We start from the raw sequence: 25,133 nt of genomic DNA, 5'->3' as shown, positions 1-25,133 counted from the left end.
AACCGTTATCCGGCATTGAATTTTTTTTAAAGAATGGAGGGAATTTATTTGCGGAGATGTAGGAACAGTAAAATAGCGAGGCTTTTTTCGTAATCCAATAACGAACCGCGCAGCAATCTCAGGGCTTTTCGCATGTGCTGTTCAACGGTATTTTCTGAAATTTTTAATAAAGCTGCGATCTCCTTGTTGGGAAGGTATTGTTGCCGGCTTAATTTAAACACGGTACGGCATTGAGGCGGCAGTTTTTCAATTTCAATACACAGCTGTTTTTCCAGATCGCGGGTTTCAATAGTGGAAATGGTGGAGTAATCAACTTCAGTAGCTGTATAGGCAAGATGATCTTCATACTTACGCTGAACCAATTGGTGACGGTAAGCATCCAATATCCTGTTTTTCAACAGCACATATAAGTAGGCCATCACAGAAGAAAGCTGACTAACAGTGTTTTTTTGCTTATACATACACATAAAAACATCCTGTATGATCTCTTCAGAAAGCTCACGATCGCCGGTTTTTTGCATGGCGATGCCCAGTAACCTTGTTGCGTAGCGCTTGTAGATCACTTCAAAAGCCTTGTTTTCACCTCGCTGCCAAAGCAGGATCAGTTCCAGATCACTCAATTCCACTGTTAAAGGATTATATTGGTATAACTAAGATATTAACATGGCATTAACAGACTGTCCCTGTCTGTCCTGTTATGTCCGCCTTCTCATTTATGCGAATAGGTTCACGGAAATATTGGACGTGGAGCGTTATCTAATTCCATAATAAATTTAATGTTAGTTAGTCTATGGATTTTGTAGATTAAATAATTATTTCTATGTTTGCTGCGCAACATGAAAACTATCACAATAAACCCTAACGCCGCTTTTCCCGAATCGGCGAACAGAGCGCAAATTATGCAGGTCTGTATGGCATGTTGTTGTCAATAAAATCTTCAAGCTTCTGTAAATGAAGCAGCTGGCCGCAGGCCTGCTATAACAATCAGCCTTCGTATCAGGCAAAGCCACCAATTGTCAATTCACGAAAAAAATATGTGTTAAAATAATCCTCAAAAAAAACAAACCGGCAAGGAAGCCTTGCCGGTTATGCAAATGAAAGATCAGCTCTGTAACGGCAATCACTCACTGATCTTCATTCCAGTTCAGCAAACAAATTCATCATTCACTTAACCATGTTAAATATATGGAAATATTTATCCATGCCAAATCCTCGCGGATTCCCATTACCTTTTTACTTCTTTTTCTCGCCTATTTTATACCTTCTACACTACAAGCCCAAACAGATCCCATTATCAATTCCAAACTAAATGGAAGGGTAGTGGACGCGGTTACTACCGAACCTTTACCCGGCGCTGTAATTACTATTAAAGGTACTACCCACTCAGTAGCAGCAGATGCCGATGGTCGTTTTAGCTTTGTAACAGGCCAAAAATTCCCTTATATACTGGTGATTACTTTCACCGGTTTTGAAAAACAGGAGCTTACAGCAACCGGCAGCCCGGTAGAAATTAAGCTTAAAGCCAGCCTTAACCAGCTAAACGATGTGGTTGTGGTAGGCTATGGCACGCAAACCCGTAAAAGCCTTGTTGGTTCGGTAAGTAAAATTGCTGCAACTGAAATTAAAAATACCCCGGTGGCAAGTTTCGATGCCCAGATACAGGGCAAGGCGGCAGGGGTGCAGGTAAATACCATGTCTGGTATGCCAGGCGAGGGTGTGCGTATAATTGTACGCGGAACGGCATCTATCAACGCCAGTAACGATCCCTTGTTTGTTATCGACGGGATTGTGGCCAATGACAATTCCTTGTCAACCATAGATCTGGGCGGTAAAAAAACATCGCCCCTGGCGGATATAAACCCGGCAGATATTGAAAGTATCGAAGTGCTTAAAGATGCAAGTGCTATTGCCATTTATGGCTCAAGGGCATCAAATGGGGTAGTGTTAGTTACCACCAAACGCGGCGAATACGGTTCTGAAAAACCTAAGTTTAATTTAAATGTATATAACGGCTTGCAGTGGGCCGATAAAAGCCGCCTGTGGAAACTAACCACCGGCCCCGAACATGCCGAGATAGTAAACGAACAATGGATCAACTCAGGTATTGATAACCCGGCATTGAATCAAAACTTTGCCAACAGGCCATTTCGCCCCGCCAGTGAAGTGATCAATGGTGTGGCCGGTCGTGGTAATCCTGAGGATCAGCAAACTTATGATAAGTTAAGCCAGGTGTTCAAGACTGCCAATGTTCAGAATTACGATTTTAGTGTTACCGGTGGTAACGGGAAGATTCGTTACTACATTGGTACAGGTTATACCGATCAGCAATCCATCCTTAAACCTGCCGATTTTAAACGATCAAGCGTTAAGTTCAACTTTGATGTTAAGCTAAGTAAGGACATAACATTCAGCTCCAGCAATGGCGTTTACCATTCGTTCAGGCAACAGGTGCGCGACGGTGCAGGCCAAGCCGCCGGGCATTTACTGGCTGCGCTGCATTCGCCTACTTACCTGCCCATTTTTAACCCCGACGGAACACTTGCCCGCGGCTCGCTGTATGAAAACGTAGAGAACCTTATTAATACCGACATAACCGACATATCCACAACCAGCACCCGTTACATCGGCAACCAATTTGTGGAGGTGAAAATACTGCCCGGTCTAAAATTCAAAACCTCGGTAGGGTTGGATTATGATAACTATAAAGAAGGTGAGTATTTTAACGACCAAACCATAACCGGCGGTATCACTTATCCCGGCGGTTATAAAAACTCGGTACTTACCAATTACACCATATTCCAAAACGAGCAAACATTATCCTATATTAAAGACATTACCCCTAACCAAAATATCAACGTATTGATAGGTAACAGTATCCAGACCACCACCTTAGATGCAACAGGTGCAACAGGATACGGGTTCCCGAATAACTCTTACCGTGAAATATCTGCGGCAGCTACGCGCACGTCGTCAGAAAATAAATCACGCTCAACTATCGCTTCATTTTTTGGTCGTGTAAATTACAGCTTAAACGATAAATATTTTATCGAAGGATCTATCCGTGCCGATGGTTCATCCAAATTTGGTGCTAACAATAAATGGGGTTACTTCCCTGCTGTTGGTGCGGCATGGCGCTTGAAGGAAGAATCATTCCTGAAAGATGTGAACACGATATCTGATCTTAAATTCAGGGCGAGTGTTGGCCAGGCCGGTAACCAGAATGGTTTAAATGATTACGCGGCACAAGGCCTATGGTCTGGCGCGGCACAATATCCAGATAACTTAACAAGCGGTTCAAAAGCAGGTACTGCACCGGCTCAATTAGCCAATCCCGATTTGAAATGGGAAACTACTACTACCTACAATGCCGGTTTTGATATAGGTCTTTTCAAGAACCGCTTATTGATTGATATTACGGGCTATTATAAATACACCAAAAATGCCTTGCTTAACCTGCCGGTGCCAACATCTACCGGGTATTTAAGTACGCTGGCAAATGGCGGCGAAATCAGCAATAAGGGTATTGAACTTGGCATTACATCAACCAATATTAAGGTTGATAAATTTGAATGGACCACCAACTTTAACTTTGCCCGCAATGTAAACAGGGCCGAGAAACTGGCCAGCCCAATCACTTTTGAAGCACGCGAATACCTGCGCGATGTGCAGGGTGCACCATTGGAAAGCTTTTGGCTGTACAAACAGCTTTATGTAGATCCGCAAACAGGTAATGCTGTTTTTCAACATGCTGATGGTACAACTGGCACTTCCGTTACGTCTGCCGATAGGATGCTGCTGGGTACCTTGTTTCCTAAGTTTTACGGTGGTATCACCAACACCTTTACCTTCCGCGATTTTGACCTGAGCGGGTTTTTCTCCTACCAGTATGGTAACAGTGTTTTCAACTTTAATAAATATATCCTTGAAGGTGGAGGTACCCGTGATGCCTCGCGCTCCCTACTCGCGAGCCAGCTTGACCGCTGGACTACTCCGGGCCAAATCACCAATACACCACGTGTAACCAGTGTCGGCAATAACTACAATATTGAACAAAACAGCCGCTACCTGGAGGATGGATCTTTCATTCGCCTTAAAACGCTGGTGCTGGGATACACTTTGCCCAAATCGTTTACCAACAAACTTAATATAGAGCGACTGCGGGTTTATGTGCAGGGTACTAACCTGTTGCTGTTTACCCACTACACCGGCCCTGATCCGGAATCTTCAGGCAGTGGGGTGGCCAACCTGCAGGGTATTGATACGGCCACGCCGCCGCAGCCTGTAGGTATCCAGTTTGGTGCAAACGTTACTTTTTAATACTACACATCATGAAAAAGCTACTTTTATTATTTACTATATTCATTTCTATCGCTTTGCAATCCTGCAAAAAATACCTGGACGTACCACCGTACAACCAGGTATCCGACGGGAATACTATTTTCGATGCTGCATCGGCGCAAACTGCCGTGCGCGGTGCATACCGTGGGTTGGCCAGCTTAAATTACAGCGCCACCTTTCAAAATATCGTTTTGCAATCGGGCGGCGATGTTCGGTCTATCAACAATGCCCAAACCGATCTGAACGTGATCAACTACGATCTGCGGTCGGATATTCCGTTGTTGCTTACCCTTTGGAGCAATAATTATAACACCATTAACAGGGCAAATCAGGTTATAGCTAAGGTGCCGCTGGTTACGGATATAAATCTCACGCAATCCCTTAAGGATCAGCTTTTGGGCGAAGGTTATTTCATCAGAGCACTCTCTTACTTTGATCTGGCCAGATTATTTGGCAACGTGCCGATATTCCTGACGCCCACCAACAAGGTTTCAGATAAAGTTGGGACAGCGAAAAGTACGCAAGCGCAGGTTTACGCGCAGGTTTTGGACGATTTAAATAAAGCCGAAGCTTTGCTGCCAACTACCGTGGTGCGCAACCGCGCTACAAAATACACGGTTTATGCGCTCAGGGCCAGGCTTAACCTGTACCTGCAAAAATATCAGGAAGCCGAGAATGACGTGAATAGTATTTTGGCAAATAACAGCAGCTATAAACTAATAACACCATTTGCGCTGGCGGCCGGCACAACAGAATCTGTACTGGAACTTTCTTATAATACTACCGACGTAAACGGTGCATTCTCATTATGGAACGGAAACAACCGTGCGTTGGAACCCAAAGCATCATTGTATAACCTTTTAAATGATCCGCTGGTTGGCGGTGGACGTAAGATTTTGGCAACTAAAACGGGTACGGCTATATATGGCGGGATATCGCCCACAAATATTTCGGCCGGTTATGTTATCCGAACTGCCGAACTGTATTTGATAAGGGCCGAAGCCCGGGTCAAAAAAGTATCGCCCGATCTGAACGGTGCACTGGATGATCTTGACGCGGTAAGGCTACGCTCTGGTCTTGTAAAAAGCACTGCAGCTACATCAAACGAGATTCTTTTAGCCATTGAAAATGAACGCCAGGTTGAATTTGCCCTGGAACCTCATCGTTGGTTTGATTTGGTACGTACGGGGAGGGCACCAGCGGTGCTAAACCTTAGCGACGCCAATAAATACATATTCCCAATACCGGGCGCAGAAATTTTGGCGAACCCGGCGCTGGTACAAAATAACGGTTACAATCATTAATAAATCACAATATGAGCGAACTTATAGCTAACAAAACCCCGTCGTCGGTGCGGGATTGGCTGCGGTCTGTTAAAGAGAGTTTAAAGAGCATCGTACAACCGGGCCAGGTTTTCAAAGAATGGAAGCCCTGGGAACGAAATGTGTTTCGGTTTGTTTTTATATTCCTGATCATACTGAGCGTACCGCTCGATTGGAAGTTTTACCGAACGTTATTTGGCATCAACTGGCTGCACCTCAATTTTTATGACCTGCTTAAACTTACCAAATATCAGGTGCAGTTTATCAGCCAGGAAAACCTTCCCAAATATGGCATCGGGAGTTTTGCTAATTGGGGTATAGCAGTTTTACTATCGCTCGTAGGAGCGGTAGTCTGGTCAAGGGTTGATGGTAAGCGTAAGGAATACAATGTGTTGTATTACTGGCTGCGGGTTATTGTACGATATCGGCTGGCAGTTGTGTTGGTAGCTTACGGTTTAATAAAGCTTTTTCCGCTGCAAATGCCTTATCCATCGTTAAGTAACCTGCTTACTAATTACGGTGATTTTTTTGCCTGGAAAATCTATTTCCAAACGTTGGGTATTTCGCCGCATTATGAATCATTTTTAGGATTTGTAGAAGTATTGGCCGCGTTTTTATTGTTCAACCGTAAAACGGTAACGTTTGGCGTGGGGCTCATATTTGGCTTTATTGGTAATGTAGCAGTTGTTAACGGTTTTTATGATGTAGGGGAGTTAGTGCTGAGTACTTATATTGTGCTGATAGCTGCCTTCTTATTCGTGAACGATATACCACGGCTTTACGATATGCTGGTGCGCGAAGTGCCTGCTTTCGCCAATAAACTGGTGCCTGTATTTTCCAGAACCAGATTAAGAAAAACCCGTACGGCGCTGCGGTCTGTCTTTTTACTCTTCTTTGTTTTGTTTGCCTGGAAAACCTTTGATAATTTCCACAACGACCCTTACAAAATTCCGCATACACCAGGGCTCAATAAAGCCTATGGTTATTACAATGTAAAGCAGTTTATACTCAATAAAGATACCATCCCTTATTCAAGAACAGATCATAACCGCTGGCAGGATGTGGTATTTGAAAAATGGTCCACACTGAGCATCAAAGTAAATCGCCCGGTAAAAATTGATTTTTCAAGCGGAGAAGGCGTACATGAAAAAGATATCGACAGAAATTATGAACTGGCAGGTCATGCCGGTCGCCATTATTTTTATTATAAGGCCGATACGGTGAAGCACACCCTGGCCTTGCAAAATAAAAATATCAACCAGCGTAACGAGCGGCTTTTCCTTACCTACAGCCGGCCAAATGATTCAACCATAGTTTTGGCGGGTATTAATGAAAACCGCGATTCTGTACATATAGTGCTGGATAGGATAAACAAAAAATACATGATGATGGAAGGCCGCCGCAAGGTGGTTAGCCTTTAACCTAATATTTACCATTAAAAATAAATATCATGTCTGATCTGATCATCAACCCTGCCACGCAGGATATAGAAAGTAAGAGCAAGCCCGCGAAGCCAGTTATAAAACAACCCTGGACGCTTTATCAGAAGGTAGCCTTTAGAGTTGGGTTTTTATATATGCTATTCCTTTGCATCCCGCTTTATTCGGCTTTTTACCAGCATGTTTTTGGGCTTAAATTTTCAAAAATAACCTATAACGATTTTCAAACCATAGTAGCCTTTTGGCCTCCGCAGATAATAACCATAGAATCGGAAGAGGGGGTATTCGGGATACTTAATTATATTAACCTTATCCTGCTTTTCGCCGGGTCAATTGTTGGTGCCGGCATCTGGACACTGATAGACAGGAAAACCCTTACCTATGATAAATTATATTACTGGATCAGGGTTTTGGCGCGTTACCGCCTGGCTTACGGTATGATAGGGTGGGGCTGTAAAAAGATCTTCCCTATGCAAATGGTATATCCCACAGTTGGTATGCTCAATACGCCGTTCATTGATATGGCCGAGAAAAAGCTGTATTGGTCGCACGTAGGGGTTTCCTTCGGTTATACGGTTTTTTTAGGCTTCGCTGAATTTATACCCGGATTATTGCTGCTGCATCGTAAAACTGCTGTTTTAGGAGCTGCGCTGGCCGCGGTGGTAACCTTTAATATTTGTATAGCCAACCACGCTTATGATGCGGGTGTGGCTGTACCGGCGGCTTACTTCGCCATCATTGGTATATTCATTACCTGGTATGATCTGCCCAAGATATGGCAGTTGATCGTTAACGAAAAAGACGTTATACAGCCATACAAATACTACCCCGTGCTTACCGAAAAATGGCAGCAACGACTTAGAACGGGTGTGCAAACGGTTTTTAACTTCCTGTTTGTACCCCTAACCGTGGCTTTATGGGGATACGGCTTTTTTTACGGTAATAATTACAACATCCCCAGTACACCGGGTTTGCAGGGTACAAAGGGTTATTATGAGGTTACAGAGTTTCGCTTAAATAACAAACTGATCCCGTATAACCCAAAAGACTCTCTAAGATGGCAGGATGCAACGTTCGAGAGCTGGTCGTCCCTCAGCTATAAAACCAACCGTGGTGCCATTGCTGATAGGATGATAGGCTATTCGCCATTAAGGGTAACTCAAAATAAAAACAAGAAACTCAATGAAGCTAACTCGCAAACGGCTGATAACTTGTTGAAGAAAAAAAAGAACCGCGACCTGGGGGTTACCCGCTGGGAAGTTGGAGGGATGGCCGGCGAAAGACGTTATTTTTTCTACAAAGCCGATACGGTTAAACATATCCTCTATTTGCAAAACAAGAATATCCACTATCCTAACGAGCGACAAGTACTGCATTACAGCAGGCCATCTGTTGATCGTATTATTTTAAGTGGCGTTAACGAGTTTAAGGATTCTATTTATGTGGTGTTGGATAGGTCGGCCAAGCAATATCCTTTAGTAGCCGGCAGGCAGGGTAATGTAACAGCATTTTAAGAATCATAAATGTTTTTAATTGTAGCCTTATATGAAGATGTTTCTACAATCTTCATATAAGGCTACTTTATTATTTAATAACAGAGCTGTGCAACGTAGTGCCTGATAATTTGATCTGGTAAGGCCATTCTTCGTCGTTATTCGTCTTGCCATCGGTTAAGTGTTCCCAATGCTCGGTAGGGGCGCCACTTACAACAAGCCATAGATAAGCAGTATTTTCTGGTACGGTGAACTTTGCCTCGCCATCCGCTTTTGAATATACTTTACCGTAAACCCTGCTGCCGTCTTCTTTTACCGCCAAAAAGCCATATCGCCATCCGGCTTTATCAATATTTATGGAGCGATAACCGTTAGTTCCGGCAACGCCTTTAAAGTTCAGGGTGACCTTTGTTTTGGCAGCTGGTACGTTTAATTTAATACCATTATAGCCATAATTTTGAGGGCAATTACTTTCGGCAATGCGATACCAGCCATCATCGATGCTGTTTAACGTGCTCATATGCTGATTAGCATAGGGTTTTGCCGCCTGGGCTATACGATCCATGTCCCAGGTTATGAACTTTCTGTACGCGTCAAATATCTCGTCGTTGAATTTAGTTTGGTTTAGTCCCGTTAAGCGTTTGTAGGCCATTACCGGGTCTTCGCCTTTGATTGCGCCGCGCCATAGTTTGCCTATAAAATCGCGGCCGCGTTTGTCCGACCAATATTCCAACACATAAGGCGAATGATACTGGTTATCCTCGTGTAAAAAAGCCAGATGGGTTTGTTTCATAAAGCTTACCAGATGATAATTTTCAAAGGTCATCCAGCTTGGGTAATTCTGAAACAGCATGTATTGAGATGTCATTTCAAATATGGCCTGGCCGTGGCTACCTTTGGGTGCCGAAGTAAAGCCCCACGCACCATCGGCATGTACCATAAATTGGAACGAATGGCCAAGTTCATGCGCCAGCGCTCCGTATGGGCTTTTACTTATCCTTACCGCCGGTGTCCACAACGCACCCACCTTGTCTTCTATGCCACCGCCGTATGCGGTGCCGTCGGTAGTGCTGTGAAAAACGTAGGTAAGCATTTTATACTTATCTGTTAGTGAGCTTCCTTTTGTAACAAACTTTAAGGTATCGCGATAGCAAATATAAAAGCGTTCGAGCTCGTTAACAGCAGTTGCAGGATTAAATCGCCTGATAGGCTCGGTGTAGTTCATCGGGTTATCGCCATATTCTTTTGCCCAAAACATGGCTATATCTACCGATTCAACCATCCTTTGGTTGCTAAAGGGGCTGTTGTTATTGGAATAATCATTACTATCGGGCACCATCCACACCTTGTCAGGATAGTAAATTGTTTTTGCCGCTGTGTCTGATTGGGTTTTGCCCGGCGATATTTCTTTGGTTGAGGTTACTCCATTTTCTGCAGCTGTACTCTGGAAGGCAAACAACGTGGATGCAAAAAAAAGGAGAAGGATAGTGAATAGGTAGCATTGTTTCATATAAACTTTGTATGAGGCCGGAAGATAGGTAAGTTAATTTACTGGCAATCAAAATTAACGATGATAAGTGGCAGGAAACTTATGATATTGATAACTTGTACTTATATATTAACGCTATTGCTGTATAAAAATCTACTATCATCAAGCACAAGTGCTCTGCTTATTACTGTGAGAACCATTAAGCTCGAAAAAGACTGACGCTATAACTTATAAAATATACAATTTGACGGCGAATTACCTTGCTTTGAATTGACCTGTTTGTTTTTTGAAAGGAAAAGGTTAAAACAAAAAAAGGGCGCTTTTAAAGCGCCCTTTTGATTAATATTGACAAACTACTGTTAGTTTTTGTTTGTCTTGTGATCCCGCTGGGACTCTGTTTTAACGGGATAAAGCACTTGTTATCAATATTTTAGGTCATCAAATTTAAGACGTATACCGAACAGTATACCGAATTCTTTAGATCAATTTGATGCTGTTTAAGAACGTTTGTTTCTCAAATATAACGATTAAATCAGTATAATTCAAATCAAAATAAAAGCAAAATTATTGAGGTAAAGGGTTTATTTATGACGGTATTTTTTTCGACCAATATTATCCTAACTCGGGCTAAATTAACGTAGTTGAACTTTGTTTTTTTCAGTCAGGAAAAAGCAGTTTAATGCAAAAACGCATTATTTCTGTTATGTAACTGGTAAATATAATATCCGACGGATTAAAATTTTTTATCATTAAAATAATGCTTTGGTACTCAGATCGCAGCTTGATGATCCTGCTTCTATAAGAGATGGCGAAATTATCAAAGAGGTTTATCAGGATTAAAAATATTCCTAAAATTGCGGAATCTGAACGCTAAACGTTTTAACTGCAATTAAACAGGAAGTCTGAAACATCTATTCGCAAAAGTGATGTAGGGAAAGGGATCGAACCTCTCATATGCTGCCGACCAGCGCCCTACTTAGTAATTCATTATTTGCTTATTCTACCCAGGTGTTCTTGCTTTCCTGGTTTTAAATTAACTGATCTTATTCATGTATAAAGAACTCTTGCAAGTGCCATAAATAAAGCGCAAAGGTCAATAATCCAAATTGCCTTAATGATAAGTTTAAGTTATTAAACTATACCTGAATGAACAGATTATAGCAATAATTTGTCGTTTTATTTAACCGGTCATCAAATTATTTACTTGTGCAATCCCTTTTTCTTAAGGTAGCTCAATAGTTCCCTTGGCCTATCTGTCTGAATAATAGTTGCGCCATGTTCAATCAGCCAATCCCAGCTAACTTTTTTGTTGCCTATCTCAATAGCAGTATCATCATCGTGTCCCGAATTCAGGCTTGTCCAAAGCGAATTGATCCATATTTTTGATCTTTTTTGGTTGATAAATAGATGATTTGCTAAAATGGCTGATGTATCTTTTTTAAAATTGAATTCAGAGTCCACAGGTTTTATATGTTGCTGATAATCATTGATCTTTTGCATAGCGTGAGGTTTGTCCAGATCAACAACCGCCATGAAAGTAAACCTTAATATTATATTGGACATTATTACGTTAGTGAATAACACATCAACCTAAAGCCGAATGTCGAATACCTCATGCCTGTATAATCTTCCTTTTTCGCTCACCGGAAACGCAATATTTGCGAGCCGTAAATTTGATTTTCAGCTTTCTTTCGACAGCGTTGAAGATCAGCAAACCGTAAAGGCTTACGAATGGTATTTAAATGGCAATATCATCCTCAATCAGGAAAATTCGGAGATCGAAGGTAAAGTAACATGCGGCGCGCACACTGTTGGCGCGCGTATATTGACGCCGGACGGCTGGAGCGGACTTAAAGAGTTTGTATTTGAGACCTGCAAAGCTGTTTCCTTAGTGATCTCAGGTCCGGCTATCGTTAATGAGGGTAGTAGCGCAATCTACAGCGTGATTGCCACTTTACCGGATAGTTCGGTACAGGACCTGACCAATGAATACAGCTTTTCCAGTCCGGACGGAACATTTTCAGGTACCGTTTTTACACCCGGGAGCAATGGAACAGGCCTGGGAAGCCGCCCGGCGGTAATTACCGCCAGCGGATGGTCGGGGCCGATCAATAAGGCGATTACCATCCTTGACACGGCTATCGCCCCCGGTGTGCTCACAATTGACCTGTTCAATAATAGTTCGCTTGATGTTATCGCCTTTGTCGATAACCCGGAGGTAGCAGACAATCATGTGGCCGCTTATACCGGCGCCAACATTGTTCCGGCACTATCGAGCCCTGCCGATGCTTTGGTGCTTGCTTCCGATCTGATTGGTCAAAGCACGCTGAACTGGCGTTTTGAATTTAACATCGAAAAACTACGGGCTGATAATCCTTCAAGCACTTCTTTCGTCTTTTATATCAAGGGAAGAGAAAATGCGGCACAAACGCTTTCCGGGGCTTTCTCACTTAAAACCTCAGCTGCAGAAATGACACTTTCCGGCAGCCCCGGCACTTATATACCCGGTACGCTCGGCGGCGGCAATTTCAGCAGTGTCGTAAATTTCAGCAGCGAGTTGGTTGCGGGAGCCAATGGCAGCTATACAGAAGCAGATTTGACTGCTATTATTAGGCTGGTGTACGATGTGCCTACCCGTGCCATACATTATACGGTGCGTAGTGTGATAGAACTGGGTGATCTTGATTTTATGACTGCCCGGTACCAATGGACTTCCGGCGCAGGCACGGATCTTGACATTATGGCTGGTTTTGAAAATATTGATAACGTATTTAATAACCATTATGTTGGCTTCGGACAGGAAAATGCCACCATTCCCGCCAATACCGTTCCCCAATCGGCCGCTTACCTCTGGTGGTGCTTAGACGGCACCGATACTTCCGGATATGAAGCGGCCCTGATCGGGATCAGGAAGTTTTTAAATGACTTCCCTTCGTTAACCGGCATAGTGGAGGTTGGTTTATACGCTGCCTGGTTCAATCCACCGTTAACCGGGAACTTTACTTTTCAGCTGGAAACCTATAAAGGCGGAACAATGTCACTTGACGGTGTCGATTTTGTCAACACCGGCGGGCAGAAAGTTTTTTCGGATGCATACCCCATAAGCACGCGGTTGAACAACGTTACGCATACACCGGCCAACACATATAAAGTCGCCTCGCTTAAATACAATATATCAACACAGACCGCAGTGATTTACATAAATATATAAAACTATTATGGCTGATAACGCTGGTAACTTCATTGCAAAATTCGCTCCGGATTCTTATTTTTTTATTGATAGTCAATCTTTTACGCAGTCCGCGACGCAAGCATTCGGGCCGGTGCCCGAAAATGAGAATGGTTTCAGGATCACCAGTAAATTTACCATAACCGGTGCGGCTATGGCTTACGCCATTTGTAGCGGTGTTGTTTGTATCCAGCCCCAATCTGGTAGTACCGATAAGGTAAACCTGGTATTACGGCCATTTAAACAACCGATACAAGGCGTAAACATCAAATACTTCATTTACCGTGGACTAAACAAATCGGATTTTTTTAATGGTGATAATGTTTTAACGGCTTCCGGTACCACATCCGATTTTATTAATAAGGTAAATGCAAACTTTGCTGCTTTTTATAACACGGTGTTCCCCGGTCAGTCCGTTCCGCCGTTTTTAGCTAAGTACGTAGGTTTTGACCCTGCACACCAGACCGATACATTAATGTTAGACAGCCTGTTTTTTAAACTGACAAGCTACACCGGTGACGCAGGCACCGAAACAGAAAATACCGATAATGCCTTTGAACTTCCCTTGATGCAGCAGGGTGCGTCATTAGGCAGCTTCGCGAGCGGCGAGTGCGGAATAGATGTGGTTTTGAGTTACGGCGATTACCAGTTGCCGCAGCCCAATGATGAATTTGTTTTTGACCTGGCTTATGCCCGCGCGCTTGAAAAGATAATTGATGTAACTGCCGAAACCAACGATTTTAAGAAAAAGCAAATAAAGGAACAAATATTTCAATTTTTAGATATAGCCGCCTATTATGGCTTTCACAGCAACGACGGCGGATCCGTTAAGGTAAGAACAGGCAGTACCGCCGCGACAAAAAAAGGCGAACAAGTGTATACCGATCTGCTACAGGGTTTTTACACCCGGAATAATTTATACCTGTACATTCAAAGCGACCGCACACGATCTTATAATTTTTATGAAAATTATGGGATGAGTGATACGGATGATAATTCATTATTATGGGGGTATGCAGAAACTTCGCTCACGCCGCGTACTTATGATACAGCGGGTTGGCCTTTAATCATCGATAATCATGCCCAGGCACATAATAATACCAGCAATCCTGTTTACCTGCAATTTGTTACCGATAATAATGTAAATACGATGTTGTATGGGCAGGCGGCCGTAATTAAAAATGCCCAAAGCAATAATTTTTGCAATGCCGATAACCTGCAGCTCCCCGATAATCCTGATGGAACGCCCAGCGCTTTAACCAAAGTTATTATATTGGCTAACCCGGCCACAGGACCAGGCGGCGCTAAGCTGAACATAGCCACATTTAACATACTCTTATACCAGGGTGTGGTGTATGATTATATTTCAGCACAGGTAGCGGACGAACAAGGATCAACAATTAACGTGCTTGCACAACCCAGCTTTTTTGATGATATATTTGATTTGCTTACTGCTACACCACTGCTTAAGGCAGCTGAGGATACGCAATATTCTGCTTTATCATCCCAAAAGGTAAAACTCATTAATCATTATTATAATGATACCCAATACGGTGTTTCGGCAGTTCAAACTTCTATTATTAATGACACTATTGACACAGGGGATACAACTAATCCAACAATAAGCAGGGTGACTTATATAACCGACGCTGTTGACATTTTGAATAATGTTGTAGCAATTGCGGGAACGGTTACCGCAGATACCAAGTCTTCCCCGTCAATTTCCGGAAGGGTATTGGGTAATAAAGCCTATCAGTTACCAGATCCGTTTTATTATGACTTGTTGCCGTTTACGGATAGTACACAACTTGTAAATGGGCTATTATTGAAAACTACAGACAATTCCGTTCCCGGAAAAATTACTTTAGGCTTAACCAAGGCGGAAAATGACTTGTTAAAAGGTTTGATCAGTGCAAATAGCCTGACTAATCCGCGGCCGTTGTTTATTAATTTATTTACAGATAAGCTTATTTCGACCGAAAACGTAGCCTATGAAAAATATCAGGTAGTATTAATAGGGGAAACGGTTTCCGGGGAATTAAAGTTAATGTCTACCAGTGAAGCAATAATTGTTTATACCATTGACAAAAAATGCTTTTTCTCAAAAGGATATGCTGCTTATGTTAAGGACGAACCTATCACATCAGTATTCTTAGACCTTGAAATTTCCTTATAATTATGGCAGAAGCAGCGATATTTTTTGACGGAAAAGTAAGGCAGACCACAAATCTGTCAAATATTACTTTTAATAACAAAACTGGTTTTGTTACAAATTTTACTTTCAATAAAATAAAATACACGCATGTATTAAAAGATAGATTTATTAGTGATGGTATAAATACCACGAATGCCAATAACGGTTACTATGATGAGTCCGTGTTCTTGAAATATCTGGCAAAAGATGGGGTTTCTATAAATGGCTTAACGGCTGCTAAGTTAAGCCTAAACCTTATAACCAGTGCTGTAAAAAACGATACCGTAAGGGTGCAACAATTGAATATTGTAGCACCCTATACTGATTTTTGTACCCTAAACAAATATACCTGGAACTTTGACCCTAATGCCAACGTTTTAGACGATCGTCATTTTACCATCATACTCCAGCCGGGCTATCAGCTTATAACAGAAAAATTGCCCCTGTCTTCTGTCCCTAACGATTTTTACGCTAAAAATATAAGTTTAATTACCAGTGCCGATTTTACTGAAAATAAAGATCAGGGCGCCTATTATTTAAGTCTTATCGCTTTACAGATTTACAGGATAAATAATGATGTTTTTCCTTTATTTTATCAATCAACGGAGTTAACCAATTATATAACTACTCAAAACCTGGAGTGGCGAACAGGTACTATATTTAATCAGCCGTCTTTACAGGATTTGGCAGACTATTACACCAACCTTACAAATTTTTACAATTCGGCCTATGCCAATCAGTTGGTTATTGCTGCCGGGTCCGAAAAAACAAAATTATTTTGGCTGGCCAATTGCTTAAGCCCTCAGGGGTTATCTGTATTTTCCGTTTACGATAAAGTTTATATCATTACGCAGGCTATTTTACAAAGTAAAAGCTTCGCTTTGCTTAACGTAGCAATGGGTGTAATATTACCTGTCGCAGGTTCCAACTTACAGCAGAGCGATGCCGGTTGGATAGCCAGGGTAAGCCCTAAGCTTATACTAAATTTAGTGGAGTCTGTTACATTTATTGAAACTCAATGTGATAGTTTTTTGGCGCAATTAAACAGCATAGGCGATTGGGGCCTCAGTAAGGATGAAACGCTTTTTGAAGTAATTTATAATTTCTTAGGTGATAACCAGTTAGGTAATATTATTGGTGATAATAAAGCGGGCAGAATTATAGGAGGAATATTTGGTAATCCTGATGATCGAAAAAACTTTATAAAATTCTCCTACAAAATATGGCAAACATCTATTTATAATCCTTATTACGAATCACCCACATATAATTTACCGGCTAACGGAAACCATGTATTCCCTGAATCTTATTACATGAGCAATTCAGGTATTGAACATTATAACGCCGATACAGCATCTGTACTTTTTGTGTTTGAAACTACAGCCACGGCAGATTTAATCTCATACACAACCTCTTTTGATTATAGTATAAATCGTGATAAAATTATTGCCTATAAAATAGAAGTGATCAAGATTCACGACGAACATCAGAGCAGTGAAACCTTCAACGTATTGTATGGTACCTATGATTTATACCAACCAGTAGCCGTTACCGGATTTAAAACAGATCTGGATCTTGTAATGCCCAACGCAAATTACTTCCCTTTGTTTTTCCTGTATTACGCCAACGATTATCAAGATGTTAAAGATGCGGATGCCGTTCTGGAACTACTTTTTAACCTGGCGTTGAATTTTACCGGGATAGGAGAAGTTACTGATCTGGGTTATTTAATGCAGATATCTAAATATGGTGAACTAATAAATTTACCTGCTTCAACGGAGTTGCTCGCCTGGACAGCTAAAGAGGGCGTCAATAATGCCGTTCAGTTCACAGCAGGCAATGCGCTAGCCATCTCCATTTATGTTAACGATACCGCAACCGACCCACGCCTCAAAAATTTTACTTCATATTTAAATATTTTTTTAGGAGCAGTATTATTGGGCTCTATTGGTTATCATCCTTTAGCAAAACAAAAAGTAACTTTTGCCGCAATTAAAGTAAATGCGGAATATGAAGCTTTAATGGCTGCTGAAATAGAAACGCATCTCTCCGTAGATGCTATTAATGCTGTAAAAGCTTTTGGCGAGGTGGATACAATTATTGCCGCCATGCGAACAAAGATTTCGAATTTGCCGCTTACGAATACAAATACAATTTTAGCAAGATTCGATGCATTTACCCAAGAAGAACAACTAAGCTTTAATTATGATTTTCTCGGTTTGAATGACAACGTAGTGTGGGATAGGCTGAATGATATTTATGAATATCAAATATTCAATCCAGACGGAACTTCTGGTGGCTCAGCTTTCAGGACATTAGTGGATGATTGGAGCGAAATAAGAAAATTGAAAGAGGAGAGAGGGAATATCGATTTTTTAATTGCTTACCAAAGATTCAAATATCTTGAGCCAAATGAATTCAATCATCTATGGTTTTTGCACGGAACAAATGGAGGGCATCGATACATTTATGTAACAACTGATTTTGATGATCCCATACTTTGGAAAATCGTCCCTAATGATCCCAATATAAACACTACTATTCCAACTGCATTACGAACTACTGTTACAAAGGTAAACGATCACACATATTATCGTAATTTGTGGAGATATAATCCTTTATCTGAAAATGTAGAAACTCTAAACGGATTGAAAATTTCAAGGAAGACGAGGCATTTTGTACTAGATGAAGTTTGGACAAAACAGGATGCAATTGAAGAAATGGCATTCGGTTTTTCAAGAAAAACAGAGATTGAAACCGTACCATCTCTTATTAAATATCAAGGAAATAAATTACCTATTATAATAAAAAGGTATGAATCAGTTTTTTATGATGGGACCAAACTCGAAATTACAGTTTCCTCGCAAGGTATTGATATTGAAGGGAACCTAAAATCAAATTATATTTCATTATTTGCTATAAAAGCCCCCATTAATTAAAAAATAGTATTATGTCACAAAAAGATAAATATCAGCTTACTTTTTACTCAAAAATAGTAAATGGGAGGAAGTACAATTTATGCCAATCATCGCCTGGAGACTATGCTGTTCTCTCATTTCTCGGTAGTATTGACAAAATTGATGGTGAAGCACTAATTTATGATCTTGATGCTTGCATAAGCAGGCATATTAATGTCAGCGATGGCTACCTATCTGACCCTGTTGAGTATATGACGATAGGCTACGAGTACCCCAATGTAAACATTAATGATGTTTTATCTATCCCCATGTCCGATTTAAAGGAACTTCTACAGGAGTGGCTTGCATATATTGATTAATAAGACATATAGAATTAGAAGCAGTTAGTAAACATAATAATTAAATCCATGCCAACAAACGCCCCCATAACTCAAAGATACTATCCCCGGTTATCCGAGCTGATAACGGTGGATGATCTGCCGGAGTTTTTACATTTCGCAGAAACCGGGCTGGATAGCTTGTTGGATAAAATCCATTATAAAAACCTGCAGTTCTCCAAAAGCTACCGGGGCGATGGCGCGTTTTATAGTCTGGACATTGTTGCCCGCAACATCGGCATCGATCTGCCTTTTGGATTGCGTTTTGTTCTTAATCCGGATGTGGAGGGCGATAGCGCGATCTCCTCGTTCCCCGTGTCGCTGCAATACCAGTGGGGAGTACTGGCTTTTTTAAGATCGTTTAACCTGCCGGGCTTTTCCTTTAGCCCCCAGGATTTTTTTGACCTGGGCCTGCAGGTGTTCAAAATTTCAGACGCGCAGGTTATCGCGCACACTTTAAATTATTTTGTTAAGCCTGTTAACACCGGCACCTCTGTTTATCAGCAGCTGATAGATGATATTAATGATTTATACCCTGCTGCCCATTTAAGTATACCCGCCGGGCAAACCCCGACGGTTAATTTAATTGCAACGCTAATCAGCACAAACTCCAGTATAACTGTGAGTATACCCGGGCTAATGTTCATCCTGTATATAGCCGATGCCGAGCCCGCGGTGAGCAAAAGCCGCCTGCAGCAATTTTATAACCTGATTGTTCCCGGTGGTATTGAAGATTATGTCCACAACCTGATAACACCGCATGTTAAAGCAACCTTAACACTCTCAGCGAGTATCGAGTTTCCGTTAACCGTACTACAGCCGGTTACCGCGGCCGGGCTGCCCATCCCTAACACCAAATCGGTATTCCGTTTTGCAGAAGCCAGTTTATATGCCGATAGCGATGCCGGGATTGGTTATAACGCCGAAATTGCCGGTTCGCTGATACCCGAATTTAACCAGATAGGTAATACAGGGCTCATCATCAGTTTTACCAACGCTAAGTTAGATTTGAGTCGCAACACCAATATACCCGAGGTAGATGCGGCAGGTTACGCGCCGGATTTTGTAGGTCTGTATGTTCAGCACGCAGGTATTACTTTCGGTCGTTTCGGTAAGGATGATCCCGGCCATGCCAGCGCAGCTATTACGGCGGATAACCTGCTGATTGGTACAGGCGGCGTAAGCGGTGCTATCAAACTGGTAGACCAGGGCTTGCTCCACCGTAAATTTGGCGATTTTTCTGTGAAGCTCGACAAATTCGACCTTACGTTCCGGCAAAACGCCATCACTTACTGCGATATTCAAGGAGAACTGAGTTTTTCCAAACTTAAAAACAGCGACGGTACAGACGCGTTAATCGGCATAGAAGCGTTCATTAAAGATAATGGCGATTTTTCAATTACCGCACGTCCTGCCGGCGATTTTGCCAAGATCATTTGGCCGCAGGTATTCGAGCTACAGATCCGCAGCCTGAAATTTGGCGAAGAAAATGACCTGTTTTATTTCGAAGTGTCGGGTTTACTTAGTTTTATAGCAGTAAACGAGTTTTTGGGAGATTTTCTGCCCAAGAATATCGAGATCACCAAGCTCCGCATATGGGAAAACGGCCACCTTGAATTTGTTGGCGGTGTATTGCAGGTGCCAAAATCCTTTAGTCTGAAAGTAGGGCCTGTAAAACTGGAAGTAGACCACCTTACGCTATCTCCTTACCAGCGTATTCATAACGGCGTAGACCGGGATTACATTTGCGTAGGTTTTGACGGCATGCTGAATACGGGCCGCGCGGGTGTTAATGCAGCCGGTAATGGTATCAAATATTACTTTTCTGTAGATGACGGTCCCTTTGACCAATTCTTTAGTATAGATGGCATCGTCATTGATATGACTATCCCTGGCAATGTACCCAAAGAAAAAGCGCAATTCATTCTGCATGGCTTGCTCAATGTACAGCAGCCAACCAAAAACGGGTCTGTTGCCGGCACCGAATATGCAGGTGCCGTGTCTTTCAGTATGCCTAAACTTCATCTATCGGGCAGCGCGGGTATGCGTCTTAACCCGGCTATACCGTCTTTCCTGGTCGATATCGGGCTTGAACTGCCTTCACCGGCGCCACTATTTGGCGGCCTTGGTGTTTATGGTATCCGCGGTTTAATCGGGCAGCATTATGTGCCCTCTAAAAAGGCTGCAGGCCTGGGCGATGATGCTACCTGGTGGGATTATTACAAGGCACCAGATCCTTTAACAGGCAAGAAAGGTGTACAGATCAATAAGTTTGCAGACCAGCCCGGCTTCGCGGTAGGTGCGGGAGCCACCATCGCAACCACTTTTGATGATGGTTTTGTATTCTCCAGCAAGCTGTTCATTATGCTGGGTTTACCGGATGTTTTCCTGTTGCAGGGGCAGGCGGGTATCCTGCGTTCGCGGCTGAACCTGGATGATGAAAAAGACCCGCCGTTCAGCGCGCTGATCGCCATTGGCGATCAATCCTTTACCGCCAACCTCGGGGTAGATTATAAAATACCAGACGACGGCTTTATCTTTTCCTTAAAAGGAGAGCTTGATATCGCATTTTTCTTTAACAATGCCTCCGGGTGGTATGTCAACCTCGGAAAAGATCAGCCGGACAGTGCTCGTATCCAGGCCAAAATACTATCGATACTACAGGGTTATGCCTACCTGATGATATCTTCGCAAGGCATCCGCGCAGGGGCAGGGGCAGGTTTCTCTTTCAGGCTGGGTGCTGGTCCGGTAAGCGGGGGCTTTGAAGCCCATGTAAACCTGGGCGGCCAGCTGAGTTTCCGGCCCTTCCAGGTAGGTGGCTATATAGAAATGGGTGGGTCCGCTTACCTCAAAGTGCTCTTCGTTAAGATCAGCCTTGGGCTTAACGTTGGCCTGGCTGTGGAAGCGCCAAATCCGTTAAATATCATCGGCTATTTAGAGGTCAGTGTCAAGGTCATTTTCAAACGGATCAGAGCGAGGATAGAGCTTCGCCTGGGGCCGCATAACGACAACATGGGGCCGCTGCTTGAGCCTATTGGGGTATTGGGGTTACCCGATCCGGCAACGGGCTACTCGCCGGCCGCGGCAGTGCACATGCTTACCGGCGAGACATTCACTGTCAATTATGTTACAGGAAGCGGCAGCCAGTTGCCGGTGCCCGGGAGTACCGCTTGGAAATATAGTTTCGAGGACGATAACCAGGGATTGAATCCGGTTACCATACCACTGGATAGTTATATTGATATAGAGTTTTTGAAACCTGTTAGCCCGGGGAATACAATTGGGGGCTATGCCAACCAACTGCCCGACGGTTATACGGAATTACTGCCACCTCAGAAGGGTGTTAATCCACAGGTAAGTCACGTATTTTCCCTTGATAATGCGGAAATATTTATCTGGAAAGCCGGCGGCGGCGGCCAATGGGAGCCTTATAATATCTATGAGGCCATACCGGGGATCGTCGCATCATATCAGGAAACGGGTGGTATAGCATTGGGAAGCTTAAAGCCGGGATACTGGCAGTTCACGGATAAAAACAAATACAACAGGATCAGGCTGATGTCGCAGGACATGTTCAGCTATCTCGGCAAGGTCCAAAACACCTTGCCGGATATAGATTCGCTTGGTTTTGAACAAAAAGATCTGTTCTGTTATGAGCACATCATGAACAGAACAAATATAGACTGGAAGGCGGGGGAAGAAAATAGCGGCTATCCGGCAGGACAATCTATATTTTATGACGGATTGCGCCTGCTCTTCTCAACTATAACAGCCACAATCAGTAAACCGGCGGGAAGTCAGGCTAACGGTCTTTCTCTAAAGGGACAGCGGGGTAGCCTGCTCATCACATTACCGCAGGCATTAAGCGATGTAGACCTTAACTTCCTGGAAACCGGGCACGACCTGACCATTGACTTTCAGTCGACGATATACCTCCCCTTGTTTTTTAACCGTTTTAACAGCATTTACGTCAGCCGGAAAAAACAGACCATCGCGAGCGGTGAAGCAACCGCTCTTGCATCCTTCGGCGATGCTGAAATACAAGTAGACCGGATACTGATCACCCTGGATGGCCGCAGCCCTTCTGATTATGTGGGAGACCTGGTGATCGGCGGGCATTTTCGCCTCCCCGAGGCTTATCATAATGATTGGCTGAACGGGCAGAACAGGGATATTGAACAGGAACGCTCACTGATGAATATTTCGTTATATAATCGCAGCCTGACCGGACAGGAAGTATTATCCGAAATTATCTCCGATGGACGCATAGGCAACTGGCGACTGGACTCGGCGGAGGATACAGGGGACCTTTATAATGGCTGGACGACAGGCAGTCCCGATCTGCTTCCCGGCGCCTGGGTTTCAGGTGTTGAAAACGAGTTGTCTCTCCTGAATATTTACAATTACACTTCATCCGGGGATGCCGTTGTTATCCCTTTCCAACCCGGGCTTAAAGTGGAGAATGGTAGTTTTACCATAGCTGGCACCGTTATTTTTGATCCTTTTAGTACAGGTATATGTACACTTTTATCCAAGATCAGCGCTGACGACGATGAACAGCTCCGTAAAGGTTTTGTGCTGCATCTGAGTCAGCAGGCTCCGGCAAATCCCGACGCGACATATGCTAACGCGGCAGCTATCCCGGGGTACAGCATTTGGCTAACTTGTTATAATGGTAACGCAAGCTGGGGGATAGAGGTAAAAGATAGTTATACCACAGCATGCGGCTCGGGTATAGTCAAAAGCAGGCAATACAAACATATCGCGGTCACTGTAGACCGTACAGCTGGAAAAATAAGGATTTATCTTGACCGCCAGTTAAAAGCAGAAACAGATATTCCGGCGGAACTAGGTGTATTTGAAACACAAACCCGTACTACCTTCCTGGACAGCCTCAGTTACCTGACCCCAGGATTAAAAGCAAGAACAGATATTATGCCCCCTCAAAATCAGTTTATCGAGGAAGTGCAGATCCTGAGCAATACGCTGAATCAGACGATTCAACCGGTTTGGCGCCCGAATTCCATATTTGCTGTCCGGATCACAACAAGCGATACGGTATCTTATCCCGGTTATAACGCGCAGGGGCATCAAACCATTCATACTTTTGGTTTTAAAACAGCGGGCCCCCCCGGACATTTTCAACAGCATAACCAGGCTTACCGCCAATTGGAACTGGATGACCGTGCCGGAGAATTCAAACTTGCCAGCATCAAACTATATATCGATTATAACCGTTCATACCCCGATGCGCTGGGCAGGTACGATCTGAGTAAACCGGTGTTCTGGAACAGCGCACGGATAAGGCTATTCTTCACCGAGTCATCCATGAATGCCATGTTTGCAGCTTGGGATGCCTATTTGGGTCTCAACCCGGTTGGCGCAGCGCTGGAAACTACCCTGATCGACCCCTACCAGCACGTGCTGCATGAATCATTGGAATGGCAGGAAACGGAAACGGAGATCACGTGGGACAATTACCAAACGCTCCCGCTTAGCCAGCAGCTGATCTTTCTTTTCAATCAGGCAGCCGCAGGTAACGATTGTAACCATATGGCAGCTTCGTTGTACAAAAAGCTCCGCCAGGCGGTCTACGTTTTTACTGACCTGATCCCGGCCAAGTTTTACACAGCTATTTTCACTTCGGTATATACAACGGCTGAACACGGAGAACAGCGTTTTGAAGTGCATCGCTTCAGCTTCCAGACCTCGAGATTCAAGGATTTTGAAGAACAGGTCAGGAGCGTTATCATAGATGCCGCTGCCACACCTGTACGTTACGCGATATCGGCGCTGAACGTCGCTTTTACCGGAATGGATATTGACCAGCGATTGAAAAAGCTTATAGATAATGACCCGGATAACGATCCCGGCGACACACTTCGGTATGCGGTGCTTTTTGAGCGCATCGTTTTCGGTGGACTTGCTTTGAAGAACCTGGAACCGGTGGAAAGGATCACAGTAATTCCCGTGATGAATACAGATCCGGGGGATCCCGCGCACCGGCGGATGCTGGGTATACTTATTTCCGGGCCTGAACCCTTGAACGATCCGAAACTGACCGACGAGGATAGGGTGGGTACCGTTGGCTTGGTGCTGACGAAAGCTGATAGTTCCAGTTTGCCGGCTACTGATTTTATTTATTTTCAGTCAAGGGACACTTCAGCTGTGTTTATTACCAACACCGCGATGGATATTCCGGCAGGCAGCGCCGATTTTACGTTCACAGCTAAAGTGTTCAATGGAGAAACCTATGATACTTCGGCCGTGGAAACAGGCGCAATTAACCTGGCAACGTATTTAAATAGTTAACTAAGTACTAATGAAAATCTAC

Annotated in this window: 12 protein-coding genes; 9 read left to right on the top strand and 3 right to left on the bottom strand. The window is 43.3% G+C overall.

Features of this window, described 5'->3' with window-relative positions; all coding sequences use genetic code 11:
- Positions 1-44 precede the first annotated feature (44 nt).
- Positions 45-626 carry an RNA polymerase sigma-70 factor gene (locus BLS59_RS17760; RefSeq protein WP_091151080.1) on the bottom strand — a complete coding sequence of 194 codons (582 nt, stop codon included), beginning with the start codon at positions 624-626 and terminating at the stop codon, positions 45-47.
- A gap of 559 nt (positions 627-1,185) precedes the next feature.
- Between BLS59_RS17760 and BLS59_RS17755 the strand changes: the two genes are divergently transcribed.
- From BLS59_RS17755 to BLS59_RS17740, 4 genes are read left to right on the top strand one after another with little or no spacing between them, the layout of a single operon-like run.
- Positions 1,186-4,317 carry a SusC/RagA family TonB-linked outer membrane protein gene (locus BLS59_RS17755; protein WP_091151078.1) on the top strand — a complete coding sequence of 1,044 codons (3,132 nt, stop codon included), beginning with the start codon at positions 1,186-1,188 and terminating at the stop codon, positions 4,315-4,317.
- An 11-nt stretch (positions 4,318-4,328) separates the two neighbouring features.
- Positions 4,329-5,642: a RagB/SusD family nutrient uptake outer membrane protein gene (locus tag BLS59_RS17750; protein WP_091151076.1), complete on the top strand. Its 1,314-nt coding sequence runs from the start codon at positions 4,329-4,331 to the stop codon at positions 5,640-5,642.
- 11 nt (positions 5,643-5,653) lie between these two features.
- Entirely contained in the window at positions 5,654-7,081 is a 1,428-nt protein-coding gene (locus tag BLS59_RS17745) for a DoxX family protein (protein WP_240315263.1), read from the top strand.
- A 29-nt stretch (positions 7,082-7,110) separates the two neighbouring features.
- A complete protein-coding gene (locus tag BLS59_RS17740) occupies positions 7,111-8,613 on the top strand; it encodes a hypothetical protein (protein WP_091151074.1) in 1,503 nt (500 codons plus the stop codon).
- Positions 8,614-8,683: 70 nt separating this feature from the next.
- Here BLS59_RS17740 and BLS59_RS17735 read toward each other — a convergent pair whose 3' ends face one another.
- Both BLS59_RS17735 and BLS59_RS17730 read right to left on the bottom strand, forming a co-directional pair.
- Positions 8,684-10,102, bottom strand: a complete 1,419-nt coding sequence (locus BLS59_RS17735; protein ID WP_205411296.1) for a DUF6055 domain-containing protein — start codon at positions 10,100-10,102, stop codon at positions 8,684-8,686.
- 1,179 nt (positions 10,103-11,281) lie between these two features.
- Positions 11,282-11,644: a DUF4996 domain-containing protein gene (locus BLS59_RS17730; RefSeq protein WP_091151072.1), complete on the bottom strand. Its 363-nt coding sequence runs from the start codon at positions 11,642-11,644 to the stop codon at positions 11,282-11,284.
- A gap of 37 nt (positions 11,645-11,681) precedes the next feature.
- Between BLS59_RS17730 and BLS59_RS17725 the strand changes: the two genes are divergently transcribed.
- The 5 genes from BLS59_RS17725 to BLS59_RS17705 are packed head-to-tail and all read left to right on the top strand — an operon-like array spanning position 11,682 to position 25,111.
- Complete coding sequence (locus tag BLS59_RS17725) at positions 11,682-13,292, top strand: hypothetical protein (RefSeq protein WP_091151070.1); 1,611 nt, start codon at positions 11,682-11,684, stop codon at positions 13,290-13,292.
- Between the two features lie 7 nt (positions 13,293-13,299).
- A complete protein-coding gene (locus BLS59_RS17720; RefSeq protein ID WP_091151068.1) occupies positions 13,300-15,486 on the top strand; it encodes a hypothetical protein in 2,187 nt (728 codons plus the stop codon).
- A gap of 2 nt (positions 15,487-15,488) precedes the next feature.
- Entirely contained in the window at positions 15,489-18,443 is a 2,955-nt protein-coding gene (locus tag BLS59_RS17715; RefSeq protein WP_091151066.1) for a hypothetical protein, read from the top strand.
- An 11-nt stretch (positions 18,444-18,454) separates the two neighbouring features.
- Positions 18,455-18,781: a hypothetical protein gene (locus tag BLS59_RS17710; protein ID WP_091151064.1), complete on the top strand. Its 327-nt coding sequence runs from the start codon at positions 18,455-18,457 to the stop codon at positions 18,779-18,781.
- Between the two features lie 48 nt (positions 18,782-18,829).
- Positions 18,830-25,111: a hypothetical protein gene (locus BLS59_RS17705; protein ID WP_091151062.1), complete on the top strand. Its 6,282-nt coding sequence runs from the start codon at positions 18,830-18,832 to the stop codon at positions 25,109-25,111.
- Positions 25,112-25,133 lie beyond the last annotated feature (22 nt).

The sequence above is a fragment of the Mucilaginibacter pineti genome, assembly GCF_900101875.1.
Taxonomy (GTDB): domain Bacteria; phylum Bacteroidota; class Bacteroidia; order Sphingobacteriales; family Sphingobacteriaceae; genus Mucilaginibacter; species Mucilaginibacter pineti.
The sequence above is the reverse complement of the archived record's forward strand: the minus strand, read 5'-3'. Positions and strand labels throughout refer to the sequence as shown.